The organism is Burkholderia sp. MS455, assembly GCF_016899445.1.
GTDB lineage: Bacteria > Pseudomonadota > Gammaproteobacteria > Burkholderiales > Burkholderiaceae > Burkholderia > Burkholderia pyrrocinia_C.
This window is the reverse complement of record NZ_CP041778.1, coordinates 2,972,326-2,989,476: the sequence shown is the minus strand read 5'-3', so window position 1 is coordinate 2,989,476 and position 17,151 is coordinate 2,972,326. Positions and strand designations below refer to the sequence as shown.

Here is a 17,151-nt window from a genome sequence, read left to right as displayed (position 1 = left end):
CGCCGGGTTGTTCGGCGTCGGGCTGCCGAACGGCGCACGCGCCGACACCGCGCCGCTGAAGGTCGGCATCTCGACCAGCCCGCAGATCGAAGCGCTGAAGATCGCCGCGAAGGAGGCGAAGGCGCAGGGGCTCGACGTGAAGATCGTCGAGTTCACCGACTGGAATACGCCGAACGCGGCGCTCGCGAACAAGGACATCGACGTCAACTACTTCCAGCACATCCCGTTTCTCGAGAACGCGAACAAACAGGGCGGCTACAACTTCGTGTCGATCGCGCCCGGCACGATCATGAAGATCGGCCTCTATTCGAAGAAGGTGAAAAGCTTTGCCGAGCTGAAGGACGGCGCGCGCGTCGCGATCGCGAACGATCCGGTGAACGGCGGGCGCGGGCTGTTGCTGCTGCAGCGCGCGGGGCTGATCACGCTGAAGCCGGGCGCCGACTACCGCGCGACGACGCACGACATCGTGTCCAACCCGAAGCACCTGAAGATCATTCCGCTCGAAGCATCGCAGCTCGCGCGTTCGCTCGACGACGTGGATCTCGCGCAGGGCTATCCGAGCTTCATCAAGCTTGCCGGCACGACCGACCCGAACAGCGCGCTGCTGTTCGACGGCACCGAGAACAAGATCTTCGCGATCCAGTGGGTCGTGCGGCCCGACAGCGTGAACGATCCGCGCATCCGCAAGTTCATCGCGATCTACCAGCACTCGCCGGCCGTGCGCAAGGCGCTCGACAACGCGTTCGGCTCGCTGTACGCGATCGCGTGGTGACGGAGGCTGACATGACGACGGCGAACCGGAAGAAGATCCTGCTCAACGCGTTCAACATGAACTGCGTCGGGCACATCAATCACGGGTTGTGGACGCATCCGCGCGACCGCTCCGCGCACTACACCGATCTCGACTACTGGGCCGATCTCGCGAAGACGCTCGAACGCGGCAAGTTCGACGGGATCTTTCTCGCGGACATCGTCGGCGTGTACGACGTGTTCGGCGGCGGCCCCGACGCCGCGCTGCGCGAATCGGTGCAGGTGCCCGTCAACGATCCGCTGCTGCTCGTGCCCGCGATGGCGCAGGTCACGCGGCATCTCGGCTTCGGCGTGACCGCGAACCTGACCTACGAGCCGCCTTACCTGTTCGCGCGCCGCATGTCGACACTCGACCACCTGACGAAGGGGCGCGTCGGCTGGAACATCGTCACCGGTTATCTCGACAGCGCCGCGCGCGGGATGGGCCTCGCGCAGCAGGTCGGCCACGATGACCGCTACGAGCGCGCGGACGACTACATGGACGTCGTCTACAAGCTGTGGGAACAGAGCTGGGACGACGACGCGGTGATCCGCGATGCCCAGGCGCGCGTGTTCGCGCAGCCGGGCAAGGTGCGGCGCGTGAAGCACGACGGGCCGTTCTATTCGGTCGACGCGATCCACCTGAGCGAGCCGTCGCTGCAGCGCACGCCGGTGCTGTACCAGGCCGGTTCGTCCGCGCGCGGCGTCGAGTTCGCGGGCCGGCATGCGGAATGCGTGTTCGTGAACGGGCAGAGCAAGGCCGCCGCGCGTGCGGCGGCGCTCGACATCCGCGCGGCCGCCGCGCGGCAGGGGCGCGACCCGGCGTCGATCCGGATCTTCGCGGGCGTGAGCGTCGTGACGGCCGAGACCGAGCGGCTCGCGCGCGAGAAATTCGACGAATACCGGCGCTACGCGAGCCCCGAAGCCGGCCTCGCGCATTTCGCGAGCTCGACCGGCATCGACTTCGCGAAGTACGGCCTCGACGAACCGATCTCGTACGTGAAGACCGATTCGATCCAGTCGGCCGTCGACGCGATCTCGCGCAAGAGCACGACCGGCACGTGGACCGTGCGCCGGATGCTCGAACAGATGTCGCTCGGCGGCCGCTACGCGCCGATCGTCGGGTCGCCGTCGCAGGTCGCGGACGAGCTGCAGTCGTGGATCGACGAGACGGGCATCGACGGCTTCAACCTGACGCGCACCGTGATGCCCGAGTCGTTCGAGGATTTCGTCGACTGGGTCGTGCCCGAGCTGCAGAACCGCGGCGTCTACAAGGAAGACTACGATCCCGCGCCGACGCTGCGCGAGAAGCTGTTCGGCGCGGGCGCACGCCTGCCCGCGTGGCACACCGGCGCGCAGCACCGGCCGGCCGCCGTGCCCGAACCCGCGCATCCCGCGCATGCCTGAACGTGACGGAGCGAAGCGATGACGCAATTGTTCGATACGCTGGGTTTCGTCGACGCATCGGCCGCGCGCGCAGGCGCCGCTGCAACGGTGCATGAGACAACGGCCGCGCCGGCCGATGGTGTGGCCGTGTCGCTGGAGCAGGTCGGCAAGGTGTTCGCGACGCCGCGCGGCCAGGCCGCCGCGCTGCGCGACGTGACGCTCGACGTGCGGCGCGGCGAGGTGTTCGGGATCATCGGCCGCAGCGGCGCCGGGAAGTCGACGCTGCTGCGGCTCCTGAACGGCCTCGAACGGCCGAGCTCGGGCCGCGTGCGCGTGCAGGGCATCGACGTCGGCGCGCTCGACGAGGACGGGCTCGTCGCATTGCGCCGCCGCACCGGCATGGTGTTCCAGCATTTCAACCTGCTGTCCGCGAAGACGGTATTCGAGAACGTCGCGCTGCCGCTGAAGATCGCCTGCGTGCCGAAGGCCGAGCGCGTGCGCAAGGTCGACGCGCTGCTCGAACTCGTCGGGCTGACCGCGAAGCGCGACGCGTATCCGGCGAGCCTGTCGGGCGGACAGAAGCAGCGCGTCGGAATCGCGCGCGCGCTCGTACACGATCCCGAGGTGCTGTTGTGCGACGAGGCGACGTCGGCGCTCGACCCCGAGACGACGCAGTCGATCCTCGCGCTGCTCGCCGACATCAACCGCCGCCTCGGGTTGACGATCGTGCTGATCACGCACGAGATGGAGGTGATCCGCGCGGTGTGCGACACGGTCGCGGTGATCGAACAGGGCGAAGTCGTCGAAACGGGCCCGGTGTGGCGCGTGTTCGGCGATCCGCGCCACGGCGCGACGCGCGCGCTGCTCAGCACGCTGGTGCACGACCTGCCGGCCGAACTGGCCGCGCGCGTGCAGCCGTTGCCCGAGCAGGCCGCGTTGCCGGACGGCGCGCAGGTCGTGCTCGACGTTCGTTATACGGGCGAGAGCGGCGGCGAGCCGGACGTCGGCGCGCTCGCGGCGGCGCTCGGCGGCTCGGTGCGTTTCCTGCACGGCGGGATCGAGCGCATCCAGGGGCATGCGCAGGGGCGGCTCGTGATCGCGGCCGCGCCGCGGGCGGATGACGCCGGCCAGTCGTCGGCACGCGGCGGCGCGGTTGCCGCGCTGCTCGAACGCGCGCGCCGCCATGCGAATCACGCGGAGGTGCTCGGCTATGTTTGAGCTCTGGTGGCCCGAACTGCTCGACGCGATCCGCGACACGCTGTCGATGGTCGCCGCGTCGGCCGCGATCGCGGCGCTGATCGGCATTCCGCTCGCGGTGATCCTCGTGACGACCGCGCCCGGCGGCATCTACGCGCGGCGCGGCGTGAACGCGGTGCTCGGCGCGCTCGTCAACGTGTTCCGCTCGACGCCGTTCATCATCCTGCTCGTCGCGCTGCTGCCGTTCACGCGCGTGCTGATCGGCACGACGATCGGCGTATGGGCGGCCGTCGTGCCGCTGTCGATCGCCGCGATCCCGTTCTTCGCGCGGATCGCCGAAGTGAGCCTGCGCGAAGTCGATCGCGGGCTGATCGAAGCCGCGCTCGCGATGGGCGCGAAGCGCCGCCACATCGTGTGGCACGTGCTGCTGCCCGAGGCGCTGCCCGGCATGCTCGGCGGCTTCACGATCACCGTCGTCGCGCTGATCGGCTCGACCGCGATGGCGGGCGCCGTCGGTGCGGGCGGGCTCGGCGATCTCGCGATCCGCTACGGCTACCAGCGTTTCGATACCACCGTCATGGCGACCGTGATCGTGATCCTGATCGCGCTCGTCTCGGCCGTGCAAATCACGGGCGACCGCCTGGTCCGACGTGTGACCCGGCGCACCTGAGCGACGCCACAAGCGTCCGCTCGTTTCATTCATGATCCTGAGAGAACAATACCTATGACCTTGCCCATCGGCGCGCCGCGCGAATGGAACGGAGAATTCGAGGAAGCGCTGTTTCTCGACGTGGCGCGACGCCATCGTCCCGGCTTCCCGGCCAAGCTGGCCACGCCGCCGCGCGAACCGCGCAACGCGGACGAACTGGCCGCCGTCGCCGACTACTACACGAAGATGGCGTCGCACGACTTGTTCATCGTGCAGGTCGTCGCGAAGGCGATCGACACGCTGTTCCGCGACGATCCGCATTTCCAGCTGATCCTGTCGCGCCAGCTCGGCGACGACGGCGCGCATGCGGTGATCGGCCGCGAGCGCGTGACTGAACTGACGGGGCGCGATCCGCTGCCGGAAGTCGACCGGCTCGTCGCCGCGCACTGGGCGCGCATCGGCGATATCGCGGTGCGCGACGTCGCGGGCTTTCTCGCGTTCGAATGGCATTACGAGCTGCACATCCTCGCGAAGCTGTGGATCCAGCGCAAGACCGGCCGCATCGGCGACGGCGCGATGCGCGAGCACGGCGAGAACCGGATCCGGCCGGACGAGGAGTGGCATCGCGTGCAGATCGTCCAGTGGTGGTTCGACAAGCTCGCCGCGCTGCCGGCGGCCGAGCGCGAAGCGCTGATCGATCGCGTGATCGCGGCCGACGAGGAAACGCAGGCGCGGCTCGACGGTTATCTGCACGACGAGTATGCGCATACCGCGCACGTGTTCGGCGCGGATATCGCCGACTACCGCGCGATCTACGACGACTGGCGGCGCGAGATCCTGTCGCGGTTGACCGGCAGGCGCGAACTCGGGAAACTCGTGCCGTTGTCGGAAGCCGTCTCGACCCAGGAACAGGAAGCCGTCGCATGAATGATCCACGCGGCCCGGCGACGCTCGCCGCGGCAACGGATGTCTCGGCAATCGATCCGGCCGCACTTGCGCGCGCGATCGACGCACTGCGTGCAACCGCCGCCGCCCGCGACCGCGCGGGCGGTCACGCGGCGCAGGAGAAACAGTGGCTCGCCGACGCGGGCCTGCTGACGCTCGCGGTGCCGCGCGAGTTCGGTGGGCAGGAAGCCGCGTGGCCAGCGATCTACGACGCGATCCGGCAGATCGCGCGCGTCGACAGTGCGCTTGCGCATCTCGTCGGGTTCCAGTGCCTGCAGGTGGTGAGCGTCGACGTGTGGGGCAGCGCCGCGCAGCGCGAACGTTATCTGCGCGGCACGGTCGAGCAGCGCTGGTGGTGGGGCAATGCGGTCAATCCGCTCGACACGCGGCTGGTGGCCACCGCGACGCAGGACGGCGGCTACCGGCTCGACGGCGTGAAGGGCTTCTGTTCGGGCACGCGCGGCTCGCAGCGGATGACGGTGTCCGCGCACGATCCGGAAACCGGCCGCACCGTGTTCGGCGTGGTGCCGACCGATCGCCCGGGTATCACGGTCAACGACGACTGGGACCCGATCGGCCAGCGCCAGACCGACAGCGGCAGCGTGCGCTTCGACGGCGTGACGCTCGCGCCGGACGAGGTGCTGCACCGTTCCGAGACGCCGCCAACGCCGCGCGCGACGCTGCGCACGCTCGTGTCGCAGCTCGTGCTGACGAACCTGTTCGTCGGGCTCGCGGAAGGCGCGCTGGTCGAGGCACGCGATTATGTGCTGAAGCATGGCCGGCCGTGGATTCACTCGGACGCCGCGCAGGCGAGCGACGATCCGTACACGCTGCAGCGCTTCGGCGACATGCGCGTGCGGGCCGTTGCCGCGGCGGCGCTGGCCGATCGCGCGGCCGGCGCGTTGCAGCACGCGTGGGCGCGGCACGATGCGCTGACGGCGAACGAGCGAGCGGAGGTGGCGCTTGCGGTATCGGACGCAAAGATCGTCGCGCAGCGCACGGCGCTCGACAACGGCGAGGCGCTGTTCGACGCATGCGGCGCGCGTGCGACGGCTGCGTCGCTCGGCCTCGACCGCTTCTGGCGGAATGCGCGCACGCATACGCTGCACGATCCGCTCGACTATCGGCTGCGCGATGTCGGCCGGTTCGCGCTGACGGGAGAATTGCCGCCGGCGTCGTTGTATACGTGACATGACGGCGGGCCGCACGGGCCACGCCGTCATGTCGTTGGCGCATGGGCGCCGATGGCCGGCCTGCGGGCGTCGGGAAACAGCTCCCGACGCGTTGCCGCTGCCGCTGGATTACCAGCGATAGCCGACGCCGGCGCCCGCGCCGAACGAGCCATGGCCCGACACGGCCGTCGTCACCGAGCCTTTGACCAGCCATTTCGCCGTGGCGACGGAAAGGCCGACCGCCATTGCGCTTTGGCCGCCATACGTGCCGCCGCCGAGCGCGACCACCTTCTCGCCGGGCAGCACTGCCTGCGGCAGGTTTGCCATTGCAATCGCGCTTGCCGTGCCGGCATTCGCGTCCTTGCGATACTTCGACATTTCTTCGCGAACCGAATTGATTGCGCCGTTCAACTGACGCACGTTGACGCCGTCCGTCGGCGCGGTGCCGTCGGCCACGTTGGTCAACTGACGTTCGGCACCGGGCGAACCGATCGATACCGTGTTGTCCCGGTCGGCGACCGAGTTCGCTCCCAACGCGACCGAATTGCTGGCGGTCGCGCGGCTGTTCGTGCCGATCGCGGTAGAGTCCTTGCCGGAGACATTCGACCCTGCGCCGATCGCCGTTCCGTTCGGCGCGGTAACTTTCGAATTCGTGCCGATGGCGGTTCCGTTCGTCGCCGTGACGGTGGAATTGACGCCGATGCCCGTACCGTTATCGCCCGAGACATTGGAGCCGTCGCCGATCGCGGTCCCGTTCGGCACGCTGACCCGCGTATTTTTGCCGATTGCGGTGTCCGTATCGTCCGTCACCGTGCCGCTCGGGACGCTCGACGAAATTTTGCCGACGGTCGTCGTGAGCGTTGCCAGATCCGCCGTCAACGTGGAAACCTGGTTTGCGATCGAGAAGAGCTGCGAGCCGTTGACTGCATCCGTGCTGGTCGCGCTGATCGCGCCGGCCGCGACGTTCACGATCTGACGCTCGGCGCCCGCGCTGCCGACGCTGACCACGCCCACGGGCGTGCCCGCGAAGCCGCCGTAGCTGACGCCGTTGAGCGTCACGCTGTTGACGGTCGTGAAAGCGCGCGTAGACGCGTTCGAGCCCAGTGCGACGGAATTCGCATCGGCGGCGTTCGCGCCTTCGCCGATCGCGACCGCATTCACTGCGGATGCCGTCGCACGCGCAATGGCGATGCTCCCGACAGCAGAGGCCGAACTGTCGACGCCGAGCGCTACCGCATCGTTCGCGCCGGCGTTTGCCTGAAAGCCGAGCGACGTACCGCCGGCCGCAATGCTGCCCTTGCCCACGGCCGTGGAGAATGTCGTGGTGGCGCTGGCGCTTTGCCCGACCGCCGTCGACTGGTCGACCGCGAACGCGCCCTGGCCGAAGGCGGATGCCGTCGTGCCGTTCGCGATGGCTCCGTTGCCGACTGCCGTCGCCTGGGTTCCGACCGCGCTTGCGGCCGCGCCCATCGCCGTCGCCTGGTCGCCGGTTGCCACGGCATTTCCGCCGACGGCCGTCGCAAACGTACCGGTCGCGGCCGCCATGCGGCCGATCGCGACGGTTTCGCTATAGGCTCCGGTCGACGAGCCCGAATTCGCGACTGCCGCAGTGCCGATCGCCACGTTGTCGCAGCCCGTTGCAGCGGCCGGATACGTGCCGCTTCCCGAGATGGCGATGTTGCCGACACAGCCGGCCGACGTTTCGGTCGACGTCCCGTTCTGCACATAGTCGGCGCGCGCGGGTGCGGAAGCCGCGAATGCGACAACCGCTGCGCTCACGGCGATGGCCAGCGCTGCTTTCGACTTCGCCGGCGCGCGCAGTGCCGGATTCCCCAACCCTCGATGCATCTTGCTCATGTTTTTCCTAGGCTCGATATGAAAATTGTGTTGTGGCTTGCTTGTCGTTCTCACGATTTCCCGATCGCAGTGCATTCGCGATCTTTTTTGCCGAAGCCCTTGTTCGAATACAGTCCGATTGAAAAGATGTACTAAACAAATTTGACATTCGGCGGAGTGAGTCCAGGGGGAAATGGCACGGGTGCCGCTACATTTGACGTTTTCCGGAACGCGGACGCGTCCCGGATCTGCAGCATTGAGATGCGACGACGCATTTTGATCGGACTCGCCAGCGCCCATGTTTGCCATGGCGCCCGATCTCTATGCTTTGGGGAAAGTTCGTCGTCTTGATGGTTGCGCCGACCGCCGGCATACCGGTCCTGGGCGCGGAAGCGGGCGTTCGGGCGTCGGCTTCCGTCAATCTCCGCTGCGCGCTTGCTACTACACCGCCAACGCGTCCGCCAGCTTCCGCATCGCGTCCACCGTTTCCGGATTCGCCGGAAAGAACGCCTCGATCGCGAGTTCCGACAGCGTCACGTCGACCGGCGTGCCGAACACCGTCGTCGTGCTAAAGAACGTCAGTTCGCCGGTCGCGGTGCGCAGCCGCAGCGGCACGGCGATATCCGCGAAGTCGGCGCGCGCGTGCTTGTCGTCGGCCTGGCCGGCCGGCGCCGGATACGCGGCGAGTTCGTCGCGCAGCGCATGCAGCGCGCGGTCGCCGCTCGCATCGATCTGCCGCTGCAGCCGATGCAGGATGTGCGCGCGCCATTCGTGCCAGTTGACGATCTGCGACGCGAGGCCGTCCGGATGCAGGCTCAGCCGCAGCACGTTGACGGGCGGCTGCAGCAGCGACGGATCGGCCTGCGCGACCAGCGCGCCGAGCATCCGGTTCGCGGCGAGCAGCGTCCAGTGGCGGTCGACCGCGAGCGCCGGGTACGGCTCATGGCCGCGCAGCACGGCTTCGACCGCATGGCGTGCGGCGTCCAGCTGCGGATCCGAGAAGGGCCGCTCGCGAAAGAGCGGTGCAAAGCCGGCCGCAACCAGCAGCGCATTGCGCTCACGCAGCGGCACGTCGAGCCGTTCCGCGAGATGCAGCACCATCTCGCGGCTTGGCTGCGCGCGACCCGATTCGACGAAGCTCAGATGGCGCGCCGAGACTTCCGCGTCGAGCGCGAGCGCCATCTGGCTCAGGCGCCGACGCTGGCGCCACGTGCGCAGCAGCGGGCCGATGCCGGACGCGCGGCCGGCGGACGGGGAGGGCGAGGAGAGGGTGGCGGTCGGGTTCATGCGCAGATGATAGGCAATCCTGTACGCGCCGGGTATTACCTGCAAGGTAAGCATTCCGGTCCGACGCGCGTCGCCGACCGCTGGCTTCAGCGGTCGACAGCCCGTTGCGCATGCGGCTCCCCGGGCGCCCCCGGCGCTGCGTTACCATAGCTTCCGTGCCACCTGAGAGGCGATTCCGGACCCGCGACGACAATGCATGGGCCGGTTCCGCGCACGTTTACAACAAGGCATTCCAGGGGAATCCAACAATGAAAATGAAAACGCTTGCCGTGCGGCTCGCCTGCGTGGCGACGCTCGCACTCGCCGCGACCAGCGGCCACGCGCAGACCGAAGCTGCGCAGGTGGAAATGAGGGCCGCCGCCGCGGCCGCCAACGAGGCCGTCGTCAAAGGGCCGACCGACATCGACGTGAAGCACGAAGCCGTGCTGAAGCTGAAGGCCGGCGAGTCGTTCGTGCCGGCCGCCGAAGCCGGCCGCTACCTGCGTTCGATGGGCAACTCGATCGACGAATCGAAGCTGGTCGGCCTCGTGCTGCCCGACGATCCCGACGCCGACTGGATTTCGGTCGTGTCGTTCGAGCCGAGCGGCTACATCCGCGACGACGACGCGAAGGACTGGAAGCCCGACGAACTGCTGAAGAACCTGCAGGCCGGCACCGAGGAAAACAACTCGGCACGCAAGGAACGCGGCCTGCCCGAAACCGAGGTGGTCGGCTGGGCAAAAGCGCCCGCGTACGACGCGGCCACGCACCGGCTCGTGTGGTCCGCGATCATCCGTGACAAGGGTGCGGCCCCGAACGCCGCGAACGACGGCGTGAACTACCGGACGCTCGTGCTCGGCCGCGACGGCTACCTGTCGCTGACGATGGCGTCGACGCTGGCCGATCTGCCGAAGTACAAGGCGTCGGCCGACGGCCTGCTGTCGAACATCAGCTTCAACGACGGCAAGCGCTATGCCGATTTCAACAAGTCGACCGACCATGTCGCGGAGTACGGCCTCGCGGCGCTGATCGTCGGCGTCGGCGCGAAGAAGCTCGGCCTGCTCGCGCTGATCGGCGCATTCGCGGTGAAGTTCTTCAAGATCGGCGCGGTCGCGCTGCTGGCCGGCGGCGCGGCGCTGAAGCGCTTCTTCGGGCGCAAGCCGAAGGCGGCCGCGGTGCCGGCCGTCGCCGATGCGTCCGACGCAACCGGCACGGAGCGCAAGGAATGACGAAGCTGTTGCTGCTGATCTTCGGCGGCCTCAAGCTCGGCAAGGTGCTCGTTTCGGCGGGCACCATGCTGGCGTCGATCGCGGTCTACGCGCTGTTCTACGGCTGGCGGTTCGCGGCCGGTTTCGTCGCGCTGCTGCTGGTGCACGAGGCCGGCCACTACCTGGCCGCGCAGCGGCGCGGGCTCGACGTCGGGCTGCCGACGTTCATCCCGTTCGTCGGCGCATGGATCCAGCTGAAGGAGATGCCGCACGACGCGGAAACCGAAGCGTACGTCGGGCTCGCCGGGCCGTTCGTCGGCACGCTCGGCGCGCTGGCCTGCTACGCGGCTGCACGCCACTACGACAGCAACCTGCTGCTCGCGCTGTCGTACACGGGCTTCTTCCTGAACCTGTTCAACATGATTCCGCTGTCGCCGTTCGATGGCGGGCGGATCACCGCGGTGCTGTCGCCGCGCATCTGGTTCGCGGGCGTGCCGGTGCTGATCGCGCTGTTCGTGTATCGGCCGAGCCCGCTGCTGATCGTGATGGCGATCCTCGCGCTGCCGCAACTGAAGCGCGCGTGGCGCTACGATCCCGACGCGCCGGAGAACCGCGTGTACTACGCGACGTCGATCGAGACGAAGACGACGTACGCGCTCTGCTACGTCGGCCTGCTCGCGTTCCTCGCGCTGATGACATCCGGCGTGCACGACATGCTGCGCGTCGTGCATTCCGCGACCTGACGCAAGAACGGCGGCCGCTTTTACGCGGCCGCCGTCGTCTTCCATCCTTTTGCGCCGAAATTTTCCGCCGAAGCTCAAGCGTCGCGATGACGCAGCTCGACGCGCCTGATGTCCTTCACGATCACGAGATAGCTGAACACCGTGACGAGCGCGTTCAGCCCGACGAACACGAGCGCGCCGTTGAACGAGCCGCTCGCGCCGACCAGGTAGCCGATCGCGATCGGCGCGACGATGCCGGCCGTGTTGCCGAACATGTTGAACAGGCTGCCCGACAGGCCGATCGCTTCCTTCGGCGCGGTATCCGCGACCACGGCCCAGCCGAGCGAGCCGATCCCCTTGCCGAAGAACGACACGGCCATCAGCGCGATCACGAGCGCTTCGCTGTCGACGTAATTGCAGCCGATGATGACCATCGACAGCAGCATCCCGCCGACGATCGGGATCTTGCGCGCGAGCGTCAGCGACACGCCGCGGCGGATCAGCGCGTCCGACAGCATGCCGCCGAGCACGCCGCCGAGGAACCCGCAGATCGCGGGCAGCGACGTCATGAAACCGGCCTTCAGCAGCGACATGCCGCGCGCCTGCACGAGGTAGATCGGGAACCACGTGAGGAAGAAGTACGTGAGCACGTTCACGCAGTACTGGCCGAGATAGACGCCGATCAGCATCCGGTTCGACAGCAGCTGGCGCACGTAGTACCAGCCGGCGACGCGGCTGCCTTCGGACGCCGGACCGGTGCCGCGCGACTTCGACCGCACGAGGCCGCCGCCCTGCTCGATATGGTCGAGTTCCGCACGGTTCACCGCTGGATGGTCGGCCGGATCCTTCATCACGCGCAGCCACAGGAACCCAAGCGCAATGCCAGCGAGGCCGAGCCACAGGTACACGTGGTGCCAGCCGTACGCATGCGTGAGCCACGCCATCAGCGGCGAGAACACCACGGCCGCGAAATACTGCGCGGCGTTGAAGATCGCCGACGCCGTGCCGCGCTCGGCGGTCGGGAACCAGCTCGCGACGACTTTCGCGTTGGCGGGGAACGCGGGCGCCTCGGCGATGCCGACCGCGAAGCGCATCGCGAACAGCGCGGCGACCGCGAACGCGGCGCTGCCGCCGAGGCCGATCGTGCTCTGCAGCAGCGTGAACGCCGACCACAGGAAGATGCTCGCCGCATACACGCGCCGCGCGCCGAAGCGGTCGAGCAGCCAGCCGCTCGGCAGTTGCGCGAGCACGTACGCCCAGCTGAACGCCGAGAAGATATAGCCCATCGTCACCGGATCGATGCCGAACGCCTTGCGGATCGGCGTACCGGTGATCGACAGCGTCGCGCGGTCCGCGTAGTTGAGCGTCGTGACGACGAACAGCATCGCCAGGATCCAGTAGCGCACGGCGGTCCGGCGCGCGCTGCCGGCGAGTTCGATCGGAAGATCGCGGGGAGAGGTGTGGTCGTTCACTTTAAATGTACGTCGTCGTATGACATGGCTGAAAGTTTATTGAGAAAGCCCGAATTCAGAAACTTCGGGTTTTCCCTCGAGGATCGTCATCACAATGTGGGAAAGACGCGCTTATGCTGACTGCACAAGGCTTTCCGGTGTATCGTCGACGCCATCGCAGGCGGTGAGAATGCTGCCATGCTGTCGGCAGACATCGTATCTGTTGAGATACAATTGACGGACCATTCCCGAACGAACCACGGAGCACACCCCCATGCAACTGACTGGAGAGATGCTGATCGGCGCCGAAGCGGTGGCCGGGTCGGCCGGACCCTTGCACGCGTTCGATCCGACGAAGGGCGCACCGATCGATGCGCCGGCGTTCGGTGTCGCGACGCAGGCCGACGTCGACCGCGCGTGCGAACTCGCGCGCGACGCGTTCGATGCGTACCGCGCGCAGCCGCTCGCGGCCCGCGCGGCGTTTCTCGACGCGATCGCGGATGAAATCGTCGCGCTCGGCGACGCGCTGATCGAGCGCGCGCACGCCGAAACGGGCCTGCCCGTCGCACGGCTGCAGGGCGAGCGCGGCCGCACCGTCGGCCAGCTCCGGCTGTTCGCGCGCGTCGTGCGCGACGGGCGCTTCCTCGCCGCGTCGATCGATCCCGCGCAGCCCGCGCGCACGCCGCTGCCGCGCGCGGACCTGCGGCTGCAGAAGGTCGGGCTCGGGCCCGTCGCCGTGTTCGGCGCGAGCAACTTCCCGCTTGCGTTCTCGGTGGCCGGCGGCGATACGGCGTCGGCGCTCGCGGCCGGCTGCCCGGTGATCGTGAAGGCGCACGAAGCGCACCTCGGCACGTCCGAGCTGGTCGGCCGCGCGATCCGCGCCGCCGTTGCGAAATGCGGGATGCCGGCCGGCGTGTTCTCGCTGCTGATCGGCCCCGGCCGCGTGACCGGCGCGGCGCTCGTCAGCCATCCGGCGATCCAGGCCGTCGGCTTCACCGGTTCGCGGCAGGGCGGCATGGCGCTCGTGCAGCTCGCGAACGCGCGCCCGCAGCCGATTCCCGTCTACGCGGAAATGAGCAGCATCAATCCCGTCGTGCTGTTCCCGGCCGCGCTCGCCGCGCGCGGCGACGCGATCGCGACGGGCTTCGTCGATTCGCTGACGCTCGGCGTCGGCCAGTTCTGTACGAACCCCGGCCTCGTGCTCGCGATCGACGGCCCCGACCTCGACCGCTTCGAGACCGTCGCTGCGCAGGCGCTCGCGAAGAAGCCGGCCGGCGTGATGCTCACGCGCGGCATCGCCGATGCGTATCGCAACGGCCGCGGCAAGCTGGCCGAACTGCCGGGCGTGCGCGAAATCGGCGCGGGCGAGGCCGCGCAGACCGAATGCCAGGCGGGCGGCGCGCTGTATGAAGTCGGTGCGCAGGCGTTCCTGGCCGAGCCGGCGTTCAGCCACGAGGTGTTCGGGCCGGCGTCGCTGATCGTGCGCTGCCGCGATCTCGACGAAGTCGCGCGTGTGCTCGACGCGCTCGAAGGCCAACTCACGGCCACGCTGCAGATGGACGCCGACGACAAGCCGCTCGCGCGCCGGCTGCTGCCGATCCTCGAACGCAAGGCCGGGCGCCTGCTCGTCAACGGTTATCCGACCGGCGTCGAGGTGTGCGATGCGATGGTGCACGGCGGGCCGTTCCCCGCGACGTCGAACCCCGCCGTCACGTCGGTCGGCGCGACGGCGATCGAGCGCTTCCTGCGGCCCGTGTGCTACCAGGACTTCCCGGACGACCTGCTGCCCGAAGGGCTGCAGGAAAGCAATCCGCTCGCGATTCCGCGTCTGCGGGACGGGAAGGCGGAGTGACGGGGCGGATCGATTGAGGGCACGATACCCGGTGGTTGGTGCGCCGGGGCAGGGAAACAGAAAGGCGGAAGTGGCCGGTGGGCCGCTTCCGCCTTTTTGCATGGCGGGCGTTCGTGCCGTCGATCTCGTCGGGTCAGTGGGCGGGGTGAGCGGCGAGCTGCAGGCGGTCGGCTGCGGCCAGCAGGCGCCGGTCGCGTGTCCACAGCTTGCTGCCGCTGGTCAGTCTGACTGAAGCGAGCAGGTGCGCGTCGACGTAACCGATGCCGAGTCCGTGAAGCGGCACGACATCGATCATGCGTTGAACCTCGTCGTCGGTTGCCGAGGTGGCAGCGGGGAGGTCGCGCAGCGCGTCCAGCACGGTCTGGCGATCGCGCAGGCTGCCGAGCGAAAGCTCGCCGACCACGAACGGATGGATCAATACCCGCTCGGCTTCGAGCAGCGTAGTGAGCGCCGCATCACCGGCTCGCAGGTGGTCGATCCAGACGGACGTGTCGACAAGAATCATGCTGGCTCCGACGGGCGGCGCGGCACGGGTTCGAGATCGGGTTCGGTGCCGCCGAGACGAGCCAGCCGTCGTGCGCTTTCGCGGGCAATCAGCGCGCGCAGTGCTTCTCTTACCAGCGCCGACTTTTCGGTGACGCCAGTCAACTGCTGCGCTTTGGCGAGCAGGGCGTCGTCCAGGGATAAGGTGGTGCGCATGATCGGCTTCCGAAACGATAGGTGCATCAATTATGTCACCGATTGATGTCGATTGTGATGCCTCGCGATGAGGGGGAGATGACCGGGGGCATGTTGGTGCAGCACGGTGGGTCGGGCGGGGTAGCGGCGGCACCGGAGGCCAGGCTGTCGTCGATCTTGCCGTCTTCCGCGTCGCCCGAATTTCTCCTACAGTAGCGAAGCCCCGGGCCGCACGGTCCGTGGGCGAGCCTGAGAGACCGACAAAAGACAACGAGGGAACCCTCCGATGAACATCAACAAGCGTGGCGATCACCTGTTCGCGGCCGGATTGTGGAAAGCGATCGGCGACGTCGCGAAATCCGTGCGCACCCAGATCGGCCAATACAGCGAAGGGCGCGTGCTCGCGAACGCGCTGCTGGAATTCCAGCGGGACCTGGGCGGCAGCGAATTCGACCTGACGATCAACCAGGGGCGGCTCGTCACGGGCGCCGACGCGCATTCGCTCATGTTCGGGCAGGCCGTCCGACGTTTCCGGCAGGACATGGAAGCGCTCGTGTTCGCGCTCCAATACCGGCGCAGCATCGACGAACGCGACCAGGGCCTGCGCGCCGAAGCGTTGACGCAGGCGAACAGCCAGCTCGCGACCGCGAAGCAGTCGGCGACGATCACGGTCGGCCGGTTCTTCGACGCGGTCGTCGATCGCGATGTGCTCGGGCAGATCCTCGACGGCGAATCGAAGGCGCGTGCGCGTACGGGCGCGCAGGACCAGATCGAGGCAACGCGGGTCAAGCTGGGGAACGTGCGCTACCGGATCGTCGGGATCATCGCGCAGATGTGACGGAGGCGGCCGGCCCGCGAAGCGGGTGGCGTCGGGCGGAGCGCTGCGACGCCGCACGCATCGCGGCGGATGCGTGCACGATTACCGATACAAACGACCGCGGCAGATACAAACCGGCCGCGACACAAAAACGTTGCGCACTGCGTAACGGCGAGCCGGCCGCGGCGCCGATGCAGGCGCCGCGCCGGCCACCCCCGCTTACTGCGGGCCCATCTTCCTGATCAGCACGTCGAGCTCCGCCGCCTCTTCGTCGGTGAGGTCGACGAGCGGCGCGCGCACGGGGCCCGCGTCGTGGCCGACGAGCTTCGCGCCCGCCTTCACGATGCTGACCGCATAACCCGCGCGGCGATTGCGGATCTTCAGGTACGGCAGGAAGAAATCGTCGATCAGGCGGCCGACCGTCGCATGGTCGTCCTTCGCGATCGCTTCGTAGAATTCCATCGCCGTCTTCGGGATGAAGTTGAACACGGCCGACGAGTACACCGGCACGCCGAGCGCCTTGTACGCGGCGGCATAGACTTCGGCCGTCGGCAGGCCGCCGAGGTACGCGAATCGGTCGCCGAGGCGGCGGCGGATCGTGACCATGCTTTCGATTTCGCCGACGCCGTCCTTGAAGCCGATCAGGTTCGGGCAACGGTCGGCAAGGCGCTCGAGCATGTCGGCGTTCAGCTTCGAATTCGCGCGGTTGTACACCACGACGCCGATCTTCAGCGCGCGGCACACCTGTTCGACGTGGTCGGCGATCCCTTCCTGGCTCGCTTCGGTCAGGTAATGCGGCATCAGCAGCACGCCGCTCGCGCCGAGGCGCTCGGCTTCCTGTGCATATTCGATCGCGACGCGCGTCGCGCCGCCCGCGCCGGCGAGGATCGGCACCTTGCCCTTGCAGGTTTCCGTCGCGACGCGGATCACGTCCGAATACTCGCGCTGCGTGAGCGAGAAGAATTCACCGGTGCCGCCGGCCGCGAACAGCGCGCTCGCACCATACGGCGCCAGCCATTCGAGGCGCTCGGCATAGGTGGTCGGGCGGAAGTTGCCGTCGGCGTCGAAGTCGGTCAGCGGAAACGACAGCAGGCCGTGGGAAATGATTTGTTTGAGTTCTTGCGGTGAAGTCATGGTTGGGTCGTCCGTCTAGCGCGAGTGCTGGGTTCGTCGGGAACGGCAT

15 protein-coding genes and 1 pseudogene are annotated in these 17,151 nt (G+C 68.1%); 10 read left to right on the top strand and 6 right to left on the bottom strand.

Annotated features, from left to right (window positions below):
- Positions 1-40: 40 nt before the first annotated feature.
- The 6 genes and pseudogenes from FPJ27_RS17695 to FPJ27_RS17670 all read left to right on the top strand — a co-directional run.
- Positions 41-772 (top strand): annotated as a pseudogene (locus FPJ27_RS17695) (MetQ/NlpA family ABC transporter substrate-binding protein); the annotation flags it as partial.
- 11 nt (positions 773-783) lie between these two features.
- Positions 784-2,196: an LLM class flavin-dependent oxidoreductase gene (locus FPJ27_RS17690; RefSeq protein WP_204421977.1), complete on the top strand. Its 1,413-nt coding sequence runs from the start codon at positions 784-786 to the stop codon at positions 2,194-2,196.
- Positions 2,197-2,214: 18 nt separating this feature from the next.
- The gene (locus FPJ27_RS17685) at positions 2,215-3,393 is read left to right on the top strand and encodes an ATP-binding cassette domain-containing protein (RefSeq protein ID WP_204421976.1); all 1,179 of its coding nucleotides are present in this window, start codon (positions 2,215-2,217) and stop codon (positions 3,391-3,393) included.
- On the top strand, positions 3,386-4,042 hold the full coding sequence (locus tag FPJ27_RS17680; protein ID WP_027781522.1) for a methionine ABC transporter permease: 657 nt from the start codon (positions 3,386-3,388) through the stop codon (positions 4,040-4,042). Before FPJ27_RS17685 ends, FPJ27_RS17680 begins: the two co-directional genes overlap by 8 nt.
- Before the next feature lie 54 nt (positions 4,043-4,096).
- The gene (locus FPJ27_RS17675; protein WP_204421975.1) at positions 4,097-4,948 is read left to right on the top strand and encodes a hypothetical protein; all 852 of its coding nucleotides are present in this window, start codon (positions 4,097-4,099) and stop codon (positions 4,946-4,948) included.
- Entirely contained in the window at positions 4,945-6,156 is a 1,212-nt protein-coding gene (locus tag FPJ27_RS17670; RefSeq protein WP_204421974.1) for an acyl-CoA dehydrogenase family protein, read from the top strand. Before FPJ27_RS17675 ends, FPJ27_RS17670 begins: the two co-directional genes overlap by 4 nt.
- Before the next feature lie 111 nt (positions 6,157-6,267).
- On the opposite strand, the gene FPJ27_RS17665 is transcribed toward FPJ27_RS17670, so the two are convergent.
- Positions 6,268-7,995: a YadA family autotransporter adhesin gene (locus FPJ27_RS17665; RefSeq protein WP_204421973.1), complete on the bottom strand. Its 1,728-nt coding sequence runs from the start codon at positions 7,993-7,995 to the stop codon at positions 6,268-6,270.
- Positions 7,996-8,415: 420 nt separating this feature from the next.
- Positions 8,416-9,261, bottom strand: coding sequence for a helix-turn-helix transcriptional regulator (locus tag FPJ27_RS17660; protein WP_204421972.1), 846 nt, complete (start codon positions 9,259-9,261; stop codon positions 8,416-8,418).
- A 254-nt stretch (positions 9,262-9,515) separates the two neighbouring features.
- On the opposite strand from FPJ27_RS17660, the gene FPJ27_RS17655 reads away from it, so the two are divergent.
- Together FPJ27_RS17655 and FPJ27_RS17650 are read left to right on the top strand one after the other, a co-directional pair.
- Positions 9,516-10,469 carry a DUF2167 domain-containing protein gene (locus tag FPJ27_RS17655; RefSeq protein WP_204423245.1) on the top strand — a complete coding sequence of 318 codons (954 nt, stop codon included), beginning with the start codon at positions 9,516-9,518 and terminating at the stop codon, positions 10,467-10,469.
- Entirely contained in the window at positions 10,466-11,191 is a 726-nt protein-coding gene (locus FPJ27_RS17650) for a site-2 protease family protein (protein WP_072444600.1), read from the top strand. The genes FPJ27_RS17655 and FPJ27_RS17650 overlap by 4 nt, the downstream gene beginning before the upstream one ends.
- Before the next feature lie 74 nt (positions 11,192-11,265).
- On the opposite strand, the gene FPJ27_RS17645 is transcribed toward FPJ27_RS17650, so the two are convergent.
- A complete protein-coding gene (locus FPJ27_RS17645; RefSeq protein WP_275557387.1) occupies positions 11,266-12,642 on the bottom strand; it encodes an MFS transporter in 1,377 nt (458 codons plus the stop codon).
- Positions 12,643-12,895: 253 nt separating this feature from the next.
- On the opposite strand from FPJ27_RS17645, the gene FPJ27_RS17640 reads away from it, so the two are divergent.
- Complete coding sequence (locus FPJ27_RS17640; protein WP_204421971.1) at positions 12,896-14,473, top strand: aldehyde dehydrogenase (NADP(+)); 1,578 nt, start codon at positions 12,896-12,898, stop codon at positions 14,471-14,473.
- Positions 14,474-14,606: 133 nt separating this feature from the next.
- On the opposite strand, the gene FPJ27_RS17635 is transcribed toward FPJ27_RS17640, so the two are convergent.
- Positions 14,607-14,978: a type II toxin-antitoxin system VapC family toxin gene (locus FPJ27_RS17635; protein WP_175917054.1), complete on the bottom strand. Its 372-nt coding sequence runs from the start codon at positions 14,976-14,978 to the stop codon at positions 14,607-14,609.
- On the bottom strand, positions 14,975-15,172 hold the full coding sequence (locus FPJ27_RS17630) for a type II toxin-antitoxin system VapB family antitoxin (protein ID WP_072444647.1): 198 nt from the start codon (positions 15,170-15,172) through the stop codon (positions 14,975-14,977). Before FPJ27_RS17630 ends, FPJ27_RS17635 begins: the two co-directional genes overlap by 4 nt.
- A 265-nt stretch (positions 15,173-15,437) precedes the next feature.
- Between FPJ27_RS17630 and FPJ27_RS17625 the strand changes: the two genes are divergently transcribed.
- Positions 15,438-15,989, top strand: a complete 552-nt coding sequence (locus FPJ27_RS17625; protein ID WP_034181774.1) for a hypothetical protein — start codon at positions 15,438-15,440, stop codon at positions 15,987-15,989.
- Positions 15,990-16,187: 198 nt separating this feature from the next.
- On the opposite strand, the gene kdgD is transcribed toward FPJ27_RS17625, so the two are convergent.
- Positions 16,188-17,102: a 5-dehydro-4-deoxyglucarate dehydratase gene (kdgD, locus tag FPJ27_RS17620; protein WP_034181775.1), complete on the bottom strand. Its 915-nt coding sequence runs from the start codon at positions 17,100-17,102 to the stop codon at positions 16,188-16,190.
- Positions 17,103-17,151: the final 49 nt, after the last annotated feature.

What these genes read in the sequence shown, in the direction of transcription:
- FPJ27_RS17690 (WP_204421977.1), top strand. Translation starts at nt 784, where the DNA reads ATGACGACGGCGAACCGGAAGAAGATCCTGCTCAACGCGTTCAACATG.
- FPJ27_RS17685 (WP_204421976.1), top strand. Translation starts at nt 2,215, where the DNA reads ATGACGCAATTGTTCGATACGCTGGGTTTCGTCGACGCATCGGCCGCG.
- FPJ27_RS17680 (WP_027781522.1), top strand. Translation starts at nt 3,386, where the DNA reads ATGTTTGAGCTCTGGTGGCCCGAACTGCTCGACGCGATCCGCGACACG.
- FPJ27_RS17675 (WP_204421975.1), top strand. Translation starts at nt 4,097, where the DNA reads ATGACCTTGCCCATCGGCGCGCCGCGCGAATGGAACGGAGAATTCGAG.
- FPJ27_RS17670 (WP_204421974.1), top strand. Translation starts at nt 4,945, where the DNA reads ATGAATGATCCACGCGGCCCGGCGACGCTCGCCGCGGCAACGGATGTC.
- FPJ27_RS17665 (WP_204421973.1), bottom strand. Translation starts at nt 7,995, where the DNA reads ATGAGCAAGATGCATCGAGGGTTGGGGAATCCGGCACTGCGCGCGCCG.
- FPJ27_RS17660 (WP_204421972.1), bottom strand. Translation starts at nt 9,261, where the DNA reads ATGAACCCGACCGCCACCCTCTCCTCGCCCTCCCCGTCCGCCGGCCGC.
- FPJ27_RS17655 (WP_204423245.1), top strand. Translation starts at nt 9,516, where the DNA reads ATGAAAACGCTTGCCGTGCGGCTCGCCTGCGTGGCGACGCTCGCACTC.
- FPJ27_RS17650 (WP_072444600.1), top strand. Translation starts at nt 10,466, where the DNA reads ATGACGAAGCTGTTGCTGCTGATCTTCGGCGGCCTCAAGCTCGGCAAG.
- FPJ27_RS17640 (WP_204421971.1), top strand. Translation starts at nt 12,896, where the DNA reads ATGCAACTGACTGGAGAGATGCTGATCGGCGCCGAAGCGGTGGCCGGG.
- FPJ27_RS17635 (WP_175917054.1), bottom strand. Translation starts at nt 14,978, where the DNA reads ATGATTCTTGTCGACACGTCCGTCTGGATCGACCACCTGCGAGCCGGT.
- FPJ27_RS17630 (WP_072444647.1), bottom strand. Translation starts at nt 15,172, where the DNA reads ATGCGCACCACCTTATCCCTGGACGACGCCCTGCTCGCCAAAGCGCAG.
- FPJ27_RS17625 (WP_034181774.1), top strand. Translation starts at nt 15,438, where the DNA reads ATGAACATCAACAAGCGTGGCGATCACCTGTTCGCGGCCGGATTGTGG.
- kdgD (WP_034181775.1), bottom strand. Translation starts at nt 17,102, where the DNA reads ATGACTTCACCGCAAGAACTCAAACAAATCATTTCCCACGGCCTGCTG.